The 18230-nt window shown below is 69.2% G+C and carries 12 protein-coding genes; 8 read left to right on the forward strand and 4 right to left on the reverse strand.

The annotated features are described in order from the left end of the window. Positions 1-13 precede the first annotated feature (13 nt). On the reverse strand, positions 14-6382 hold the full coding sequence (locus tag CHC08_RS52370; protein WP_218825221.1) for an RHS repeat-associated core domain-containing protein: 6369 nt from the start codon (positions 6380-6382) through the stop codon (positions 14-16). Between the two features lie 97 nt (positions 6383-6479). Then, the gene (locus tag CHC08_RS10070; protein ID WP_089206930.1) at positions 6480-10085 is read right to left on the reverse strand and encodes a laminin G domain-containing protein; all 3606 of its coding nucleotides are present in this window, start codon (positions 10083-10085) and stop codon (positions 6480-6482) included. Positions 10086-10739: 654 nt separating this feature from the next. Between CHC08_RS10070 and CHC08_RS10075 the strand changes: the two genes are divergently transcribed. The 6 genes from CHC08_RS10075 (at position 10740) to CHC08_RS10100 (ending at position 14065) form a co-directional block, all read left to right on the forward strand. Next, on the forward strand, positions 10740-11132 hold the full coding sequence (locus CHC08_RS10075; RefSeq protein ID WP_089206931.1) for a hypothetical protein: 393 nt from the start codon (positions 10740-10742) through the stop codon (positions 11130-11132). A gap of 7 nt (positions 11133-11139) precedes the next feature. Next, positions 11140-11379 carry an SRPBCC family protein gene (locus tag CHC08_RS10080; RefSeq protein ID WP_089206932.1) on the forward strand — a complete coding sequence of 80 codons (240 nt, stop codon included), beginning with the start codon at positions 11140-11142 and terminating at the stop codon, positions 11377-11379. A gap of 132 nt (positions 11380-11511) precedes the next feature. Further along, a complete protein-coding gene (locus CHC08_RS10085) occupies positions 11512-12093 on the forward strand; it encodes a dihydrofolate reductase family protein (RefSeq protein WP_089206933.1) in 582 nt (193 codons plus the stop codon). An 18-nt stretch (positions 12094-12111) separates the two neighbouring features. Continuing rightward, entirely contained in the window at positions 12112-12465 is a 354-nt protein-coding gene (locus tag CHC08_RS10090) for a YciI family protein (protein ID WP_089206934.1), read from the forward strand. Between the two features lie 7 nt (positions 12466-12472). Further along, positions 12473-13696: an RNA polymerase sigma factor gene (locus CHC08_RS10095; protein ID WP_089206935.1), complete on the forward strand. Its 1224-nt coding sequence runs from the start codon at positions 12473-12475 to the stop codon at positions 13694-13696. Positions 13697-13834: 138 nt separating this feature from the next. Further along, positions 13835-14065: a ribbon-helix-helix domain-containing protein gene (locus tag CHC08_RS10100; RefSeq protein WP_089206936.1), complete on the forward strand. Its 231-nt coding sequence runs from the start codon at positions 13835-13837 to the stop codon at positions 14063-14065. 69 nt (positions 14066-14134) lie between these two features. Here CHC08_RS10100 and CHC08_RS10105 read toward each other — a convergent pair whose 3' ends face one another. Then, positions 14135-14527 carry a cupin domain-containing protein gene (locus tag CHC08_RS10105; RefSeq protein WP_476718282.1) on the reverse strand — a complete coding sequence of 131 codons (393 nt, stop codon included), beginning with the start codon at positions 14525-14527 and terminating at the stop codon, positions 14135-14137. Between the two features lie 57 nt (positions 14528-14584). Here CHC08_RS10105 and CHC08_RS10110 point away from each other — a divergent pair, with 57 nt between their 5' ends. After that, positions 14585-15112: a hypothetical protein gene (locus CHC08_RS10110; RefSeq protein WP_143653157.1), complete on the forward strand. Its 528-nt coding sequence runs from the start codon at positions 14585-14587 to the stop codon at positions 15110-15112. A 141-nt stretch (positions 15113-15253) separates the two neighbouring features. Here the strand turns inward: CHC08_RS10110 and CHC08_RS10115 are convergent, their stop codons facing one another. Beyond that, on the reverse strand, positions 15254-16120 hold the full coding sequence (locus CHC08_RS10115) for a hypothetical protein (RefSeq protein ID WP_089207014.1): 867 nt from the start codon (positions 16118-16120) through the stop codon (positions 15254-15256). A gap of 370 nt (positions 16121-16490) precedes the next feature. Here CHC08_RS10115 and CHC08_RS10120 point away from each other — a divergent pair, with 370 nt between their 5' ends. Beyond that, positions 16491-18131 carry a DUF885 domain-containing protein gene (locus CHC08_RS10120; RefSeq protein WP_089206939.1) on the forward strand — a complete coding sequence of 547 codons (1641 nt, stop codon included), beginning with the start codon at positions 16491-16493 and terminating at the stop codon, positions 18129-18131. Positions 18132-18230: the final 99 nt, after the last annotated feature.

Genomic DNA, 18230 nt, shown 5'->3' on the forward strand with positions numbered 1-18230 from the left:
TCCATCATCCTCTCTAGGTCCCGGGGGCCCTGTATTCCAGCGGCCGCCAGTTCAGGTAACCGCCCCACCACAGATTGGCGTCCATCTCGAAGCGGTTGGAGACCGCGGGATCACCCACGCTCATCTTGGAGTGCAGGGAGGAGATGCCGTAGTCGGTGATGAAATCGGTGGCGTTCCTGTAGTGCGACCACTGCTGCGAGTGCACCGCCTCGTGCTTCTCGATGTTCGGCCCGTACTCGTCCGCCACCTTGCGGCCGGCGACCTTCGCGATGTCGTCCCGGGTCTGCTTCTCCTCCCGCAACTGGTCCTTGAAGTTCTTCTTCGCGTACGGATAGAAGTGGACGTCCCCGACCGTCATCGGCTGGTCGCCTCCGGGAGAGCCGCCGTAGCAGACGTACTGCAGGGAACGGCGTTCGCAACTGCCGTCGCTGAGGCCCGGCAGCGCGTGGTACGTCACGGCCAGCGCGTTCGCGCCGTTGAAGTTGTTTCCCCAGTGGAACGGGTTGGTGAGGAGCGCCTTCACCAGGTTGACCCCGTTGTCGCGGTTGAGCGGCTTGCAGAAGCACCCGCCGGGCGGCGGCTTCGGCGACGGGCCCGGGGACGGGGACGGCCTCCGCGTCGACTTCTTTTTCTTCTGCGTGGAGGGCGGGGTGACGCGGTGGGTCTTCGGGTTGTAACCGACCTGCTTCTGCACCTTCTTCGAGCAGTACTTCAGGTCGTACTGGCAGGAGTTGGGCCTGGATCCGATCTCCTCACCCGTCGGGTCGCTGAACGTGACGGGGTTGCCGTTCGCGTACGAGTAGCCGTTCAGGGACTGGCTCTGGTCGGTGGAGAGCACGGGGTCCACGCTCAGGAACCTGCCGATGAGCGGATCGTACATGCGGGCCCCGACGTAGGTGAGCCCGGTGGCGTCATCGGCGGGTTTGCCGAGGAATCCCTTGTCGTCGAGCCAGTCGCCGCCGACCGTCGTGCCGCGCGGCGCGCCGAACGGGGTCGTGTAGCGCTTGCTGATGGCCTGGCTGCTCGCGTCGACCGCCAGCGAGGACGTGCCGTGCGCGTCGCCGGCGAGGAAGGAGACCGTGTTCGTCCCCGTCTCCCCGGTGCGCACCGCGATCACCTGGGCGTTCGCCGTGTAGAAGCGGCTGCCCCAGGTCTTGACGGTGCTTCCCGTCTTCTTCGAGTGGATCTCGGTGGCGCCGAGATAGAGCACGCTTTCGCCGTCGCCCACCGCGCGGCGGATCAGCAGCGACCCGTCGGCGTCGTACAGGTAGGCGGTCTTCTGCGCGCCCTGCGTCAGGGTGGCGATGCGGCCCTGCGCGTCCCAGGTGAGAACCTGGCCGCCGCGCCCCGTGGTGTTGCCGGACTTGTCGTAGGTGTAGGTGGCGGGTACGCCCGTGCAGGAGCCGGTGGCCGTGATCGCGGTGAGGGCGTGCCGCTTGGCGGTGTCGCCGTAGCAGTAGGCCGAGGAGGTGGCGGTGGCGCCGTTGTACTTCGTCTCCGCGGTTCGCAGGCCCGCGCCGTTGTAGGCGTAGCCGGTACGGTACGGGGCCGCGCCGCCGAGTGTCTTGCCGGTGCAGTCGTCCGTGGCCGGCGTCCAGGCCTCGGACAGGCGGCGCTGCCCGTCGTAGGCGAAGCACTGGATGTCACTCGCGCCCGCGCCGTCCTGGGTCGGGGTGTCGGCGATCCCGGTGACATTGCCCGCGTCGTCGTAGCGGTAGGTCAGGTCCTGCGGTTTGACCGGCGTGGACTGGGTGGTGACGAAGGACCTCTTCAGCCGGTCGGTTCCCTCCTCGTAGCTGTTGTTGATGAAGGTCTTCTTGGCGCTGGTGGCTCCGGACAGGCCGAGGGTGAACTGCTCGGCCAGGCCGAGGGCGTTGTAACTGGCCGTCTGGAGGTAGTCGTTGGTGCCGGTGACCCCGATGACCTGTCCGGTCGGCGTGTAGGTCAGGCTGACGGTCTCGCCGGCGAGGCCTCCGGCCGCGGGCTCGGTGGAGTTCTTCAGGGTGCCGTCGAGGTTGTACGTGCTCGCGAAGGTGTAACCGGCCTGCGCCGCTCCCGACGTGACCATCGGGTCGTTCGGGTCGATGTCGATCGCGGTGCTGGTCGCACGGTACTGAAGGTCGTAGGCGAGGACCTTCTTGGTGTACGCCTTGCCCGAGACCCCACCGTCGTAGCTGGTCGACGAGGTCAGCTGGCCCTTCGTCAGCGTGTCGTACGTCCAGGCGGCGAGCTTGCCCGCGTCGGTGCGCGACCCGGACCACAGCCCTGTCTTACGGCCGAGCTCGTCGTAGCCGTACAGCAGCACGGTGCCGTTCGCGCCGGTCACCGTGTCGGTCTGGTCGAGCGCGGTGTAGCGGACGGTGCTGTCGCCCTTGTCGGGGTCGGTGATGCCGGTCTGCCGCCCGTAGAGGTCGTAGGTGGAGGACCATTTGGCGCCGTCGGGGCCGGTGACGGTCCGCTCCCGGCCGTCGGGCGTGAAGGTGAAGGAGGTGGAGACGTAACCGCTGGACGTCATCGCGCCGTACTGGGTGTCGGCGGGCGAGGGTGAGTTGTACTCGCGGCTCTCGACGGTGCGGCCCAGCGCGTCGGTGATGGTCCGGGTCGCCTTGCCGCCGGCCGGTGCGCCGACGGCGGTGGAGTCACCGGTGTAGGAGGTGGTGGTCGTCCATTTCTGCACGCCGTACGTGTGCAACGTGCTGCTGGTCTCGCGGCCGGCGCCGTCGAAGACGGTGCTCGTCTGCTTGGGCGCCTCGCCGTACTCCTCGCGGGTGTAGGTCGCGTTCGGCGTGTTCTTCGCGTCGAAGATGTCGGCGTACGCCTCGTAGGCGAGGCCGCGCGAGTCGTAGCGGGTGTCGGTCAGCAGCCGTCCGCCGTTCGGCGTGGGCCGCTGCGTCTGCATGGGCCGCAGAAGCGAGTCGAAGATCTGGTACGACCAGGTGGCCGTGGTGGACGACTTGAGGGTCGAGGTGCCGATCGCGGGCGCCTTGCCCCGTTCGTACACATAGGAGTAGGCCATGCTGGCGGTCTGGCCGCCGTCCTTGCTCCGGTCGGGCAGCCACACCCCGGTCAGCCTGCCGAGGCCGTCGTAGGTCTGCTCGGTCTTGGCGTTGTTCGGATCGTAGGTGCGCAGCGGCAGGCCGCGCGTCCCGTCGAGGAAGGTGGTGACCTTCTGCTGCTTGGCGTTGGTGACCGTCGTCCCGGTGGGGACGCCGGCGCCCGTCGGCGTGTACCCGGTGGTGGTGCCGTTGCCGCCCGCGTCGGTGACGGTCAGCGGCCTGCCCAGCACGTCGTAGGTGGTCTTGGCCGTGCGCTGCCAGCCTGCCGGTGGCCGGTCGTCGCCGGTGACGGCGGCCGGGTAGCCGGTGGGCCGCCCCGTCCAGGTCGCGTCGCCCTTGACCGGCTTCTGGCCGGCGGACCAGCCGGTCGCGGTGGCGTTGTCGTAAACGGTGGCCGTGTCGGACAGCACGTCGCCGGCGGCTCCGCTGCCGGTGGGCAGTGACAGGTCGGCCTCGGCCACCGAACAGGCGCGACCGACCTCGCGGGTGCGGGAGACGAGCGAGTTGATGCCCTTGGCGTCGTCGCGCGCGTACCAGGTGCGGGTGCAGGCCTCGTCGCCGCTCTTGGCGATGTCGCCCGTGCTGTCCTGCTTGACCGCCATGCCGTAGCCGTCGAACGTCGTGGAGACGGTGGCGGTGCGCCAGGTTTTGGGGACGGTGAGGTAGGTGTGCTCCGACGTCTTGCCGATGCGCACGTAGTAGGCCTCGGTGTCGGCGTACGACTTGTGCTGGGTCGCGGTCTTCGCCGACCAGAAGTCGTTGACCGTCACGTCGACGGGATCGGCCCCGTTGTAGTTGATCTCCTCGCGGGTGAGGCCCGCGTACGGCTCCGCGTCGACGAGGTCGGGGACGTCGAGCCCGGCGAGGTCGAGGCCGGGCACGGAGACGGTGCGCCGCTTGTCGGGGTCGACGGCTCTGGGGGTGCCGGCCTTGAGCAGCCGGTCGCCGTTCATGCCCTGGAGGTAGACGGAGACGTCCTTGGTACGGGTGCCGTCGGTGTCGCCGACGTACGTGGTGACCTTCTGGTAGCCGCGCCAGCTCGACCAGGTGCGCTCGTCGGCCGGGGTGAACGGGCTGTCGTTGTAGTGCCAGGCCGGCTTCTCGTACTCGTAGGTGTATTCGGTGAGCGGGTTGTACCCCGCCGGATCGGCGGTGTTCACCGCGAGCACGCGGTACTTGTTGAACCAGTCGATGGCCGCGTCCGTGGCGCCGTTGATGTGCCAGAACTGCGGATAGCAGGACAGGGAGTTGTCGTCCTCGGCCTTCGGCATCAGCGATCCGCGCACGCATTCGGGCTCGTTGTAGCCGACCGTGGTGATCGCGCCGGTCTCCGAGGTGATCGTCTCGATGCGCGGCCTGGTCAGCGGCAGGATGTTGCCGCCGCCCGGCTGGGTGCCGCCCGCGACCCGGTTGGGCCGCATCAGATACGTGAAGGAGACCGGGTCGAGCGTCAGGGGCGTGCCCGAGGCGCCGGTGCGCACGATCGACATCAGCGACAGCGACTGGTCGGAGGAGGTGCCGATGTCGCCGCCGTCCAGATACTTCTGGGTGAACGCCCAGGAGTCGACCGGCTTGTACGCGGTCCCCGACAGCACGGATGACTCGATCTTCACCAGTCGCTTGCGCGAGAAGAAGGCGGGGCTCTCCGCGTGGCAGTCGTCCTTGTCCTCGTCCTTGGTGCAGATGGCGTCGAAGGGGACGTCGGGCCAGTTCTGCGCGGTGGCCTTGGTCAGGCTGCCGCAGTCGGAGGCCGTGCAGCGCTCGGCGTAGGAGAAGGTCACCTTGTCGGGGGCGTCCGCGGTGAAGAGCGTGTCGGACCGCTGCCCGTAGAGGATCCTTTCGAGGTAACCGCCGCGCGTGTAAAGGGTGCTCGCGGTGTCGGCCTTGTTCTTGCGGTAGTAGTTGGTCTCCGTCGTGTACCAGTACGACATGGCGTTGCCGTGGGTGTCCTCGACGTAGTCGAGGTTCCACCGCCACGCCTGGGTGAGGGAGCGGTCGGCGAAGGCGTCGCCCCTGTCGTAGCCGGGCTCGCCGGAGTCGTCGCCGTACACCGGGACCGTCCACACCGCGTTGGTGCGCTGAGTGCCCGCGCCGGTCAGCTTGTTGAGGCCGAAGACGTACTTGGTGCCGTCGCCGGTGACGACGGTCCAGTATTCGCCGTCGTTGTCGCCGTTGTCGGCGCCCGTGGAGCGGGTGACGGTGGAGGCGTCGTCGTTTTTCAGGCGCCACCTGCCGGTGCTGTCGTCCTTGACGAGTTCGCTGGACTTGCCGTTGAGGACGAGCGAGGCGTTGTCGTACTTCCAGCAGATGTCGCGCTGCTTGTCGTGGCCGTCCTCGTCGCAGGAGCCGTACTGGCGGTCGACGTAGGAGGTGGCCGCCAGCTCGAAGCCCTCACCGGCCGAGGTGCCCTGGTTGTTGCTGGTGGACGTGCGCCCGTCCACGCCGCCCGAGTCGTAGGACAGGTCGAGCGAGGGCGCGGGTCCCGCCGCGGGCTCCACCGGGGCCATCGGATACGACCAGGTGAAGGAGCCGGAACCGCCGCCCGCCTCCCAGGTGGACGACGAGGCCAGCGGGGTGGCCGCGTAGTTGCCGCTGCCGTCGGGCGCCTCGCCGTCCGCGCCGGGGGTCTCGGCGGTCAGGGCCAGCACGGCCGGAGACGCCCCCAGGGTGACCGGTGCGGAGAGGGTCTGCGCGGTTGCGGCGTTGTCGGAGTCCAACGGGGTCTGGGTGCGGCACCCGTCCTGCTCGGGCGTGGTCAGCGCGCAGGCGGGCAGTCGCACGAGATGGAGACGGCCGCTCCATCCGCCGCCGTACGCCGAGGCGAAGGCGGCGTAGCCGATGCTCAGCTTCGCGCCGCCCTCGGTCGGTGCCGACGCGGTCAGCAGCACGCCGTCCACCCCGGCCGCCTCGGTGGCGGCGCGGTCGAGGACCCGCACGCGAGCCGGCTCCGTACCGGCCGTTGTACCCGCCGCCGCGTCGGGGCCCGTTCCGTCCGCCGCCAGGGCGACGGGCAGCCCGCCCACGGTGGCGCTGCCGCCGACCGGAACGTCCGCCTCGCCGGCCTCCGGCCACCGGCCGGCCGTACGCTCCCTGTCGGCCCGCTCCGCCGAGGAGTCGTTACGCGCCTTGGACGCGGCGACCTTCTCCCGGGCCTCCCTGGCGCCGGTCGCGTTCATGGCCCTGACCTTGCTGGACCGTTGTTTCGGTACGGCAGGGGCGCCGGGTGGCCCGTCCGCCGCGAGCGCCATGGGCGTCAGCCCCATGGGTATGAACACCACCACCGCCACCGCGGTCACCAAGGCAGCGCGTATTCCGGCCGGACCCATGACCCAACTCCCTCAAGAGGACAAAAAGAAAGAACCAGCTGATCAACCGGGAGAAACCAGACGTGCGGGGACCGGGGGTGCCGGTCCCCGCACGTCGTCAGTCGCCGACGACTGCGTCGATCTGGTCGGAATCGGACATGGCGCCCGCCCAGAGCCTCAGATCAGTGATCCGCGCCGGCAGGAAGTGGCCCCAGGCGGTCGCGCTGAAGCCCTTGCCGACCGCGAAATCACCGGATCCGGCCATCGCGGCGTACGCCAGGTCGAGGTCGTTCTGCTCGTGGCCGACGTAGAGCCGTACGACGGGCCCGCCAGGTGCCAGGGCGTCGTAGACGCCGGTCAGCCGGACCGGGCTCTGCAGGCTCGCCGAGGCGTCGGAGCTCACCCAGCTCTTCGTGCCGTCCTTGTTGACCCGGCCGAAGCGCCAGAAGCCGACCGGGACGGTGATCTCGTTGCCGTCGTCGTCGAGCTGCGTCTCCTTTCCGGTCAGCTCGAACCAGATCCCCCACGAGGAGCCGTCCGCGGTGCGCTGCCCGGCGACCTGGCCGACGAATCCGATCGGCATCGCAAGAACCCTGTCCTGGTCGAGCTCGGCCTTCACGGTCACCGTGAAGGAGCCGGTGTCGTCGACGACCGAGCCCGCGGTGGTGGCCGCGTCGTCCGTGCCGTCCAGCACCAGGGCCTCGCCGTCCAGTGACGCGCCGCCGGCCAGCGTCAGCGAACGGCCGTATCCGGAGAGCGAGTCGGGCAGCGCCGTCCCGGTGGCGCCCGCGGGGTCCCAGTCCGCCACCAGTTCCACGTCGTTGCGCCCCGATGCGGCGGACTCCGACCGCGCCTCCGACGCGACCTCGTCCGGGGTCAGGATGCGCTGCCAGGCGGCGACCTCGTCGATGGAGCCGGAGAAGTAGTACTGGAAGACGTTGGCCCACTTGTAGCGGCCGATCTCCAGCGGTCCCGTCGCGGACCACGAACCCGCGACCGTGGCGGTGCCCTGCGGCACGCCGTTAACGTAGAACTTCAGTTGCTGCGTGGCCGGGTCGTAGGTGCCGGCCAGATGGGTCCAGGCGTTCACCTGGGCCACGTTGTTCTTCGCGCAGACCCCGAAGTACGCCTTGCCCGTCGCCTCGTCCTTCTCCTTGACGCCGAAGCAGTAGGACACGCGGGCCTTGTCGTACCAGATGAGGAAGGGGCTGTAGCCTCCGGCGCCGTCCTGCGACATCACGATGGCGTCCGCGGTCATCTTGTCGGGCCGTGCCCAGGCCGCGACCGTGTAGGCGGAGCGCGTCTCCAGCACGGGTCCCGAGGTCGCCGCGTATCCCGACGTGCCGTTCAGGCTCATTCCCTTGTCGGTCCGCGGGGCGTCCAGCGGCTGGCCGCCGTCGTCGTACCAGAGCTCGCCGCGGCGTCCCCTGTCGTTTCGCACGGCGCCGGTGGAAAGCGTGGCGCCGTGGCCCGCGGTGCCGGACGAGTCGACGGCGACGCCGGAGTCCTCGTTGAAGTGCCACCTGCCGACGGGACCCGCTCCCGCGGCGACCAGGAAGTCAACGACGGTGGTGGCGCCGTACCGGCCCACGTTGTCCTTGGCGCGTACGAACAGGCTGTACGTGCCGGAGGCCTGCGGAGTGATCACGGGTCTGACCGTGGAGCCCGTGACCGCCGCCGACCAGGTCGGGGTGGTGGACGGGCGATACTCGTACGACACGTTGTTGGAGTCACCGGACGCCGGCGCGAACGTGAAGGTCGCGCTCTGACCCGGACCGCCGGCCGGCGCGCAACTGGTGGTGGTGCACGCGGTGTACGGGGCGCCGAGCGTGACCACGGGGGCCTTCGGCGCGGTCGGGTCGACCTTGAAGTAGCAGTAGCCGGTGGTCGAGCCGTTCGAGGGCCCGGGCAACTGCTTGGTATAGCTGCTGTAGTACGAGCGCGTCCATGACCTGTAGCGGTACAGCACCCCTTCGGAGAGCGTCGGCGTGGACGCGGTCACCTTCGTGTTGTCGGCGACGTGCCCGGTCGTCGGCCGCTCCATGGTGGTGAAGGCGTCCGGCCAGGTCCCGTCGGCGAGCTTCTTGTCGACGTCCATCGCCGCCCGCAGCGTCGCCCCGGACTCGCCGCCCGAGAGGGTCTGCGGGGTGGACGCCAGGGCGGGCGTGGGGTCGGAGACGACCGCCGGCGCCGACTCCTTGGTCTCGCAGACCACGCCGGAACCGGTCACGAGGCCGATGCCGGTCGGCAGCGCCGGAAGCCCCACGTAGTCCACGGCCAGCACAGCGTCGTTCCTGAACCGCTTCCAGGCGGAGGTGTCGCCCTCGTCGTGCGCCCGCAACTCCAGCGTGAGCTTGGCGAACTTGCCCGCGGCGAAGTCCTTCACGGTCGGGGTCAGGTTCTCGTTGGTCTCTTCGGGGTTGTCCCTGAAGTCGATGGGCGCGGTCGACTGGTCCGGGTCGCACGCCGAGCCACGGCCCGCCGACACGTTGCGGTCGACCATCCAGTCGAGCTCCTTGGGTCGGCCCGACCAGGTCGTGGACGACGAGACGTTGTTCGTACGGACGAGGTCGACCCACCGGGGAGAGCACTGGAACGCCCACGGCTCGGTGACGCGGAACGTCGCACCCAGCACCTGCTTGCCCTTGAGGCTGGCGGGCGAGAACTGGAAGTACAACCGCTGGGTGTAGCCGGGTCCGCAGTAGTAGCCGCTCCAGGTGCCGCAGTGGCCGACGCCCTCGCCCTGGTTGCTGCTGCCGTTGCCCCAGTTGTACGACTTGTAGCCGTCCGAGCGGAGCAGCGTCCTGTCGGTTTCGCCCCAGGTGACGGTCGGGTCGATATAGACGGGGTAGGCGGCTTCGTCCTTCTGCTGGAGCAGCTTGACGTCAGGGACGAGGGTGAGCTTGTCCTGGTCGACCTGGATGGGAAGTTCGGCGTGCCCGGCCCCCGGGGCCGGTCCGTCGGCGGCGTCTCCCTCGCCCGCGGTGGCGGCGTCGTTCGGGGCCGCGGCCGATGCGCGCCCGGTGAGCGACGGGGCGGGCTTCTTCTCCGCGCCGGCCTGGCCCGCGGTGATGTCACCGGTGGAGTCCCACATGGCGGCGGGCGGCGAGGAGAAGACCTCGGTGGCGTTGCCGTCGGTCGCGGACATGCCGCCGTCCTCGGTCTCCTCCACCTTCAGTCCGGACGACGTGACCGCGTACTCGATCCGCTTGAGCGCGGGGTTGCCGGCGGCCTCCGGAGTCTTGACGACCAGAACCTGACGGAAGCCCTCGGTCGTCGCGGTCATCCTGAGGTCGACGTCCGGCAGCACGTCGCGGTAGGTGGCGTTCGGTCCGTCCAGCACCGGGGCCGGCAGTCTCTGCGGCCATCCCAGCGCGAGGGCCCGGCCGTCACGGGTCATCGTCACCAGCTGAGCGCCGTCGCCGCCTCCGGAGAAGGCGATCCCCACGGCGGCGGCCACCGGTCCCACGCTTCCGTCGGCGCGCCGCTCAAGCGTGGCGTCGGGCGTCACCCACGCGCCGCCCGCTCCCTTGACCCGAACGGGCACGGTCGACTGCTCCAGGTGGAACGAGTCGCCGTCGGGATTGGCGTATGTGGTGGTGAACTCGGTCCGGGCCTCGGTCACCTCGACCGGCTCCCCGGTCTTGGCCGCGTCGCTCGACGCCTGCTGCCACGCGCCGAGCCGAACGCCGCCGGACCCGGCCTGACCTCTGTCTGCCGCCATCGCTGCCGAGGGCGCCCCTGCCCCTAACAACACACCCACCACGACCATGGCAGCGGGCGTGCGCCAACCCCGGAGGCCGGGACACATTAACATATTTTATCTCCAGGATTAATGACATCTTCAAGATCGCCACATCCTGACATCGGGCGCCAGTTCACGTCAATGAATAGCCCGATCCCTCACTCCTGTAAATAAACTGTAAACAAACGGTTATATCACCTCAAACATCCCATATCGCGATATGTTGCCTGTCAGGTGGACACCATTGCACATCGGCTGCCTCACCACAGGAGCCATGTCAGGGGTGGCGACGACCGCCCTCCGGGAAGGGCGGCAATGCCCCGTGGGCCGGGCCAGACGCCTTCCGACGCCGGAGCGCCGACGAACCCGCCCGAGCCGCCGACGGACGCCACCGGGCCTGCGACCGGTAATGGCATTGCTCCATTCCTCACTCGATTCAAAGGAGGAAATGTGCAAGGATTTCAGCCGCGTCCACGTCTGCCGCCGATTCTTTCGGCCTCTATGAAACCCTTACCCAGACCATCCGTATTTTCCTTCTTCCCTCGATTGGCCGTTCCCCGCATATCAACCGGCCGAAGCAACTGACAGCAACTTCCTTGAACCATTTCTCGCCGGTTTCTTACCGTTATGGGTATGACGACCGGACACACAACAGAAGAGTGCCTCGACGCGGAGCGTGAGGACGACCACGAGGTGACCGAGGCGACGGCGGAGAGACACGGCAGGACGCTGGCCGACGTGCAACGCCTTTTGAAGGCCCGGGGAATTCACGCCTACACCGTTCACACGGTCGGCCTCAAGCTGTTCGGCGACGGCAGGCCGTACCCCCTGGGAAAACGCGAGCGGCACGCCCCCGAACTGGTCGCCTACTGCGACACGGGATGGGCGGTCGCCACGGTGATCGTGGGCCGGCGCTCGGGCTGTTACCTGGTCTCCGTCCGCGACAGCACCGATCTCCAGGTGGTGCGCAACCCCCAGCAGGTCGCGGACCTCATCCTCTCGGCCTGCCCGAAGGTGGCGGCATAACGGGGTCATGCGCTGGGAGCTTCTCGCGACCGATCACGGGACACGGCTGACCCTGCGGCACACGGTCGAGGACCGGGAGTGGATGCCCAAGGTGGCAGCCGGCCGGCACCTCTGCCTCGTTGTCACCGAGCACCTGCTCGACGGGCATGCCATCGACCCGATCCGCGGTGAGGACGCGCGCGACTACGGGTGGGAGGAGTTGCACGAGGCGTACGCCGAGAAGCTGACCCCGGGCCCGGGCCGCTGACCCGCTCCACCCGGCATCGGTACGGGCAGCATGTCGGCGGGCCGTGCTCCGATGTCGATGTGCCCGCCGGCCGTTCGTCTAGGGAGTGAGAGGCCGGCGCGGTGCCGGCCCCACTTTCCGTGAGGACCTGGCATGCGCAGGATAGTCGTGACCGGCAATGTGACGCTGGACGGGGTGACGCAGGCGCCGGGACGCCCCGACGAGGACGTCCGCGGCGGGTTCGAGCACGGCGGCTGGGCGCTGCCGTACGACGACGAGGTCAAGGCCGAGGCGATGGGCCGGGGCATGGCTCAGACCGGCGCGATGCTGTTCGGGAGACGGACGTACGAAGATTTCTTCAACGTGTGGCCGCACCGTACGGACAACCCGTTCACCGAGTTTCTGAACGGCGTCCAGAAATACGTCGCGTCGACGACGCTCACCGGGCCGCTTCCGTGGAAGAACTCGACGCTGCTCGCCGGTGATGCCGCGGACGCCGTGGCCGAGCTCAAGAAGCTGCCGGGGCCGGATCTCGCGGTCATCGGCAGCGGCGAGCTGGTGCGGTCGCTGGCGCGCCGCGAACTGGTGGACGAGTATGTGCTTCTCATCCATCCGCTGGTCCTCGGCTCAGGCCGGCGGCTGTTTCCGGACGGCGCGCCACCGGCACGTCTGCGGCTCGTCGACAGTGTGCCGACCCCCACCGGGGTCATCATCGCGACGTATCGGCCCAGGTAAGTGGAGAGGACACGGACAATGACCCAATATCTACTCAGCATCTACCAGCCGGACGGATCGCCTCCGGGACCGGAGGTGCTGAAGGCGGTGGGAGAAGACCTGCACGTGTTGAACGAGCAGCTCAAGGCCGCCGGATCGTGGGTCTTCACCGGAGGGCTGCATGCTTCGAGCTCGGCCACGGTGGTCCGGCAGCGAGGCGGCGACGTTGTCATGACCGACGGCCCCTACCTCGAGGGCAAGGAACACATCGGCGGATTCTGGATCATCACCGCGCCCGACCTGGACGACGCACTCGAGTGGGCGGCCAGGGCGACCCGGGCCACCGGACTGCCGATCGAGGTGCGCCCGTTCCAGAACGTCGCCGAATACTGAGCCGCACGTGACCGTCGTTTCCCTCTCGGAGATCGAGCGCGTGTTCCGCGCCGAGTACGGCCGCGCGGTGGCCGTCCTGACCCGCGTCTTCGGCAGCATCGACATCGCCGAGGACGCGGTTCAGGAGGCGTTCACCGCCGCCACGCACCGCTGGCCGTCGAACGGGTTGCCTCCGAGTCCGGCGGGATGGATCATCACCACCGCCCGCAACCGCGCGATCGACCATCTCCGCCGCGAAGCGTCCCGCGATGACCGGCACGCCCAGGCCGCGCTCATCCATGCCCGCGACGAGCCGATCGAGGAGGGTCCCGTGCGGGACGAGCGTCTGCGGCTGATCTTCACCTGCTGTCATCCGGCACTGGGCCGCCCCGCTCAGGTGGCCCTGACGCTGCGGCTGCTCGGCGGGCTCACCACCGCGGAGATCGCACGCGCGTTCCTCGTTCCCGAACCGACCATGGCGCAACGGCTGGTCCGCGCCAAGAGCAAGATCCGCGACGCGAACATCCCCTACCGCGTCCCCCGCGAGGCTGAGCTGCCGGACCGCCTCCGTGCCGTGCTGGCCGTGGTCTACCTCATCTTCAACGAGGGATACACGGCCAGCTCCGGCGAGCGACTGATCCGCGAGGACCTCTGCGCCGAGGCCGTCCGCCTCGGCCGGCTGCTCGCCGAGCTCATGCCCGACGAACCCGAGGTGATGGGGCTGCTCGCGCTCATGCTGCTGACCGAGTCGCGGCGCGGCGCCCGCACAACCGGCGACGGCGCCCTGGTCCGCCTGGCCGACCAGGACCGGGGTCGTTGGGATCGGGACCTCATTCACGAGGGCCAGGCCATCGTCCGGCGTTGCCTGCGCCACGATCGGCCCGGGCCCTACCAGATCCAGGCGGCGATCAACGCCGTCCACAGTGACGCCCCGACCGCGGGGGCGACCGACTGGACGCAGATCGTACGGCTCTACGACCTGCTGCTCGCCGAAGACCCCAACCCGATCGTCGCCCTCCACCGCGCCGTCGCCGTCGCCGAGGTCGACGGACTCGAGGCCGCCCTCGCCCTCGTCGACTCCCTCGACCTCGACCCGTATCACCTGCTCCACGCCGTCCGCGGCGAGCTGCTGCACCGCCTGGGCCGCGACGAGGAGGCGGCGGCCGCCTACGAGGCGGCCCTCGAACGGACCGCCAACGCCGCCGAACGAGACCACCTGAGACGCGTCCTTCGATCGCTCGGCAAACGCTAGAACAGCCGCACCGCACGGGTCTGGGATGCCGCGAATCACGAAGAGACCATCATCACCAAAATCCGATCACGTTGAGCAATCACACGATCACGAAATTCAATCAAAGGGCTGCGGGACACCTCGTCGTACAGTGAGGATATGGGCGTGCTGACTGTTGAGATCGACTCAGATACCGAGAGAATTCTCTCCAACCTGACCTCCGACGGCAGATCCACCGCCGATGTCATCCGCGAGGCGATCCACATCGCGGGACGGCTTCGTTGGATGGAACAGGCCCGCGCCGATGCGGAGAGGCTGGCCAACGACCCCGACGATCTCGCTGAGATCCGCGCCATACAAAGGGCGCTGGGTGATACCAATGCGTGGTGACCCCACGACCGTACGGAGAGATCAGGAAGCCGCGGGCGCGAGGTGATGGCGACGTGGTCGGCGACGTTCTCAGTCGGCCTCTGGTCGGCTGTTCGCCTCGGGGGCAGGAACCGCGTAGCCCGGAACGGAGGGCCAGCGGACGGTGAGCACCACGGATTCCTCTTCGGCGTACCAGGAGTGGTCGACGCCGTGGCCCCACACGACGTAGTCACCCCGCTCGGCCAGCAGCACGCTACGTCCTGGTAGCTCCACCCGGAAACGGCCGCTGATCAGCATGAGCAGCGCCTTACGTTTCTCACCGGTGACCCACTGCGCGCGCTCGTCGCCGCGCTCATGCACGCCCCACTTGATCTCGACGTCCTCGCTGTGCCGGACGTCATCGGCCGGCTTGAAATGCCCGAGGAGCCAACCACGGTCACCGGCCGCGTCCACGTCCGCACTACCCACGTATACGTTCTCCACCACGAGCCGCGACGCTAGCACGACGATCCCCACCTCGGACCGGGAAGGTGAGGTGAGGTGGTGAAGACTGATGCCATGCCCCCGCCGAAGATCCAGCGCGACGCCACAGTGACCGTGGAGCTCCTGCGCCGTACGAGTGCGTTGTCGATATGCCTGACGGCGTTGCTGTGCATGTGGCTGTTCGGCAACCTCTACGAGGCGCTCGTCTGGAACCTCCAACTGATCGCCGATCCTCGGCCGGGCACCCTCGTCGGTGCGTTCGCCGTGGGAAGTCCCGTCTACTACTACCTGCCCTGGACTCCGCTGAGCGTCGTTCTGGCGGTCATCCTGCGGCTGCGGTTCGGCGCCGTCGTGCCGGTGCACGTACGGCGCGCCTGGACCGGCGGTATCGGGTGCCTCGTGTTCGCAGTGATCATAAAGATTTTCCTGATCACCCAGGTGAATCCCACCTTCCGGGACCCCACGGTGTCCAGCGGGGTTGTCCACGACCGGGCGGTGATGTGGGCCTTCGGAAACGGGGCGGCCATCGTCGCGGTGGCGGCCGCCGTCCTCCTGCTCGCCAGGTGGCGTCGCCCCCGGAGTTGACGAACGGCGGAGGGCGGAGGGCCGTTACCGGCGGATCGGTGAGCGATGACAGGCCTCCTGCCAGAAGGCACGCTCCCTGTCGGCTTCGCCGATCGCCGGCACGGCCTCCCGGCCGCATCAGAACCGACCGCTCGGTGGCCGTCAAATCCTCTGGTAGGCGGTGAGGACCCGCAGGGCTCGCAGGGTCTCGATTCCCCGGTACTCAAGGGTGGAGGCCGCGCCCGGCGGTTCCCAGGTGATGGCCCATCCCCCGTCCGGCTGCTGGTCGCCCGCCAACCGGTCGAGATGGCCCTCGATCACGTCGTCGGCGAACAGCCGGCGCCAGCGGCTGCCGGGCGTGGGGGCGAGATGCAGCGGGGTGACGCCGTAGGACGGGTCCGCGGGATCGGCCCGGTAGTGACTCAGCTTCGGGAGCCACTCGCCCACCCGCTGGGCGAGGCGTTCGGCCCGATCACGGTCGGGGACGTGCTCCAGGAACACGAGCGTCTCGGACATGGCGTGCGCGTCGCCGGGGAAGCCGTCCTCCAGCGCCGACCAGCACCAGTCGGTGGCCCGGGTGAGCCAGGGGTGGTCCGCTCCCATCTGGTGCAGAAGTCCGGCCAGTCCGGCCGTGGGGTTCAGCCCCGGCGTGTAGGTCCAGTCCGACCAGTGCACGGCTCTCGGATAGGCCTCCATGACCGGGAAGGCCAGGGGCACCGCTCCGTCGGGCGCGGCGACCATCGCCAGCCAGTCGCACGCGCGCGACACCATCGGCTCGGCCAGCGGGCCACCGGCCGCCAGCAGCGTCTGAAAGGCGATCTCCACGTCGATGGGCAGGCTGTCGGGGCAGCGCTTGTCAGGTTCGAGTCCGTGGCCGAAGCCGCCATCGGGATTCTGGTAGGCGCGCAGGGAGTCCATCACACCTCCGGCGGGCGCCGCCTGGAAAAGGGTGGCGAACAGGCGCCGTTCGAGCAGGCGTCCCTCCCGGAGAATGAAGGCCCGGGCGTTGTCGAGGATGCTGTCGGTCATGATGCCCATGGTGGCCCGGAAGCGGCCCGGTTGTCTTGAACGAATCGGACACCGACCCGCGTCACGCCTCCCCGCCTGATCCCACGATGCCGTTCCCCAGGACGGAGGAACCCCGGGTCCGGACATCGACCCGCGTCACGCCCCCTCGCCTGATCCCACGACGCCGTTCCCTAGGACGGAGGAACCCCAGGTTCGGGCGTCGACCCGCGTCACGCCCCCTCGCCTGATTCCGCGACGTCGTTCCCTGAGCGGAGGAATCCCCGGTGAGGACCGGATACGAGGGCCGCGGCACGTCGGGTTCCCGGCCGTCAGGGCTCGGCCGATAGAAGAGCGATAGGGCACGGATATCGGGCCGTCCTACGGTCCGGATATGAGCACTCCGATCTTCGCGCTTTGCGATGAGTACGTCACCCGCTGGGCCGCGCTCGACCCCATCGCGGCAGGTGCCGAGGGCATCGTGTCCGATTTCGTCGCCGCCTCCGACCACAGTCCCGCCGGGAGCGCCGCCCGGGCCGAGCTGATCCGTACGACCCTGAGCCGTCTTGACGCGATTGTCCCCACCGGGGAGTCGGACGTCCGGGCCGCCACCCACCTGCGGGAGCGGCTGGAGGCCGAGCTCGCCTGGCATGACACGGGCGAGCCGCTCCGCTGGGTGGCGGCGCCCTACGGGCTGCCCTACCGGGTACGTTCCAGCGTCGTCCTCCTCCCCCACGGCAACGACGACGAGTGGCGCGACGTCGCTGCCCGCCTGGCGGCGATCCCCACGATGCTCGCCGGGTGGCGGGAGAGCCTGGAGGCCGGTCTGGCCGTGGGCCTGCGGGGCGCTCGCAGGCAGGCCCTGGCCATGGCCGACCAGTCCGACCAGTTCGCCGGCGCGGGCGACACTCCTCCGGCGCACGACGCCTTCGTCGCCACCTACGGCGAGGGCCCGGTCAAGGAGGAGCTGGTCAGGTCAGCGGCGGCGGCCCACGCCGCCTACGCCGACGCCGCGCGCTACCTGCGCGAGGAGTACGCCCCCAGGGCGACCGAGGTCGACGCCGTGGGACCCGAGCGCTACGCGGTCGCGGCCAGGATCAGCCTGGGCGCCGACATCGATCTGCGCGAGGCGTACGAGTGGGGCTGGGCCGAACTGGAGCGCATCGGGGCCGAGACGGCCGCCGAGGTCGAGCGGATCAGGCCGGGCGCGACCATCGAGGAGGCGACCGAGATCCTCAACGACACCCAGTCCGTCGACTCCGTCGAGGAGTATCAGGCCTGGCTGCAGCAGCGTCACGACTGGGCGATCAAGCAGCTGCACGGCACCCACTTCGACATTCCCCTGCCGCTGCAACTCATCCTGGCAGAGGTCGATGTGAGCTCCACCTCCGGTGCGGCCTCCTACAACGCGCCCAGCGAGGACCTGTCCCGGCCGGGCCGCACCCTGTGGCCGGTCGGGGGACGGACGCGCTTCGCCACCTGGAGCGAGCTGACCACGATCTTCCACGAGGCCGTGCCCGGTCATCATCTGCAGTTCGGTGCGATGCGCATGGCCGGGGACGGTCTGTCCAGGTTCGCCAAGGTCTCCTGGGTGGACGGCCACGGCGAGGGGTGGGGTCTGTACGCCGAGCGGCTGGCCGACGAGCTGGGCTGGTTCACCGATCCCGGCACCCGGCTGGGCATGCTCAACTGGTCGGCCCTGCGCGCCGCCCGGGTGGTCATCGACCTGGGTGTCCATCTCGACCTGCCGCTCCCCGACGGCTCGAAGTGGACCTTCGAGAAGGCCTGCGAGGTGCTGCGCGACCAGGGCCGTTGCGAGCCGCACCGGGTCGAGGCCGAGGTCGTGCGCTACTTCGGCTGGCCGGCCCAGGCCATCGCCTACAAGCTGGGCGAACGGGCCTGGCTGGAGGCTCGCGAGGAGGCCAGGCGGCGCCTGGGTGCCGGCTTCGACCTGCGCGCCTGGCACACCGCCGCGCTGGAGCTCGGACCGGTCGGCCTGTCCAGCCTGGCCGAGGCCTTGCGCCGGATCGCCTGACCGCCGGCACCGTCGGTCGAGGGCGTCCGGACACCCGGACGCCCTCGGCTCGTTTCCCCGAAGGATTCCTCTCCGGACACTCCCGGCTCGTTTCACAAG

It is taken from the genome of Streptosporangium subroseum (assembly GCF_900188345.1).
Lineage (GTDB): Bacteria > Actinomycetota > Actinomycetes > Streptosporangiales > Streptosporangiaceae > Streptosporangium > Streptosporangium subroseum.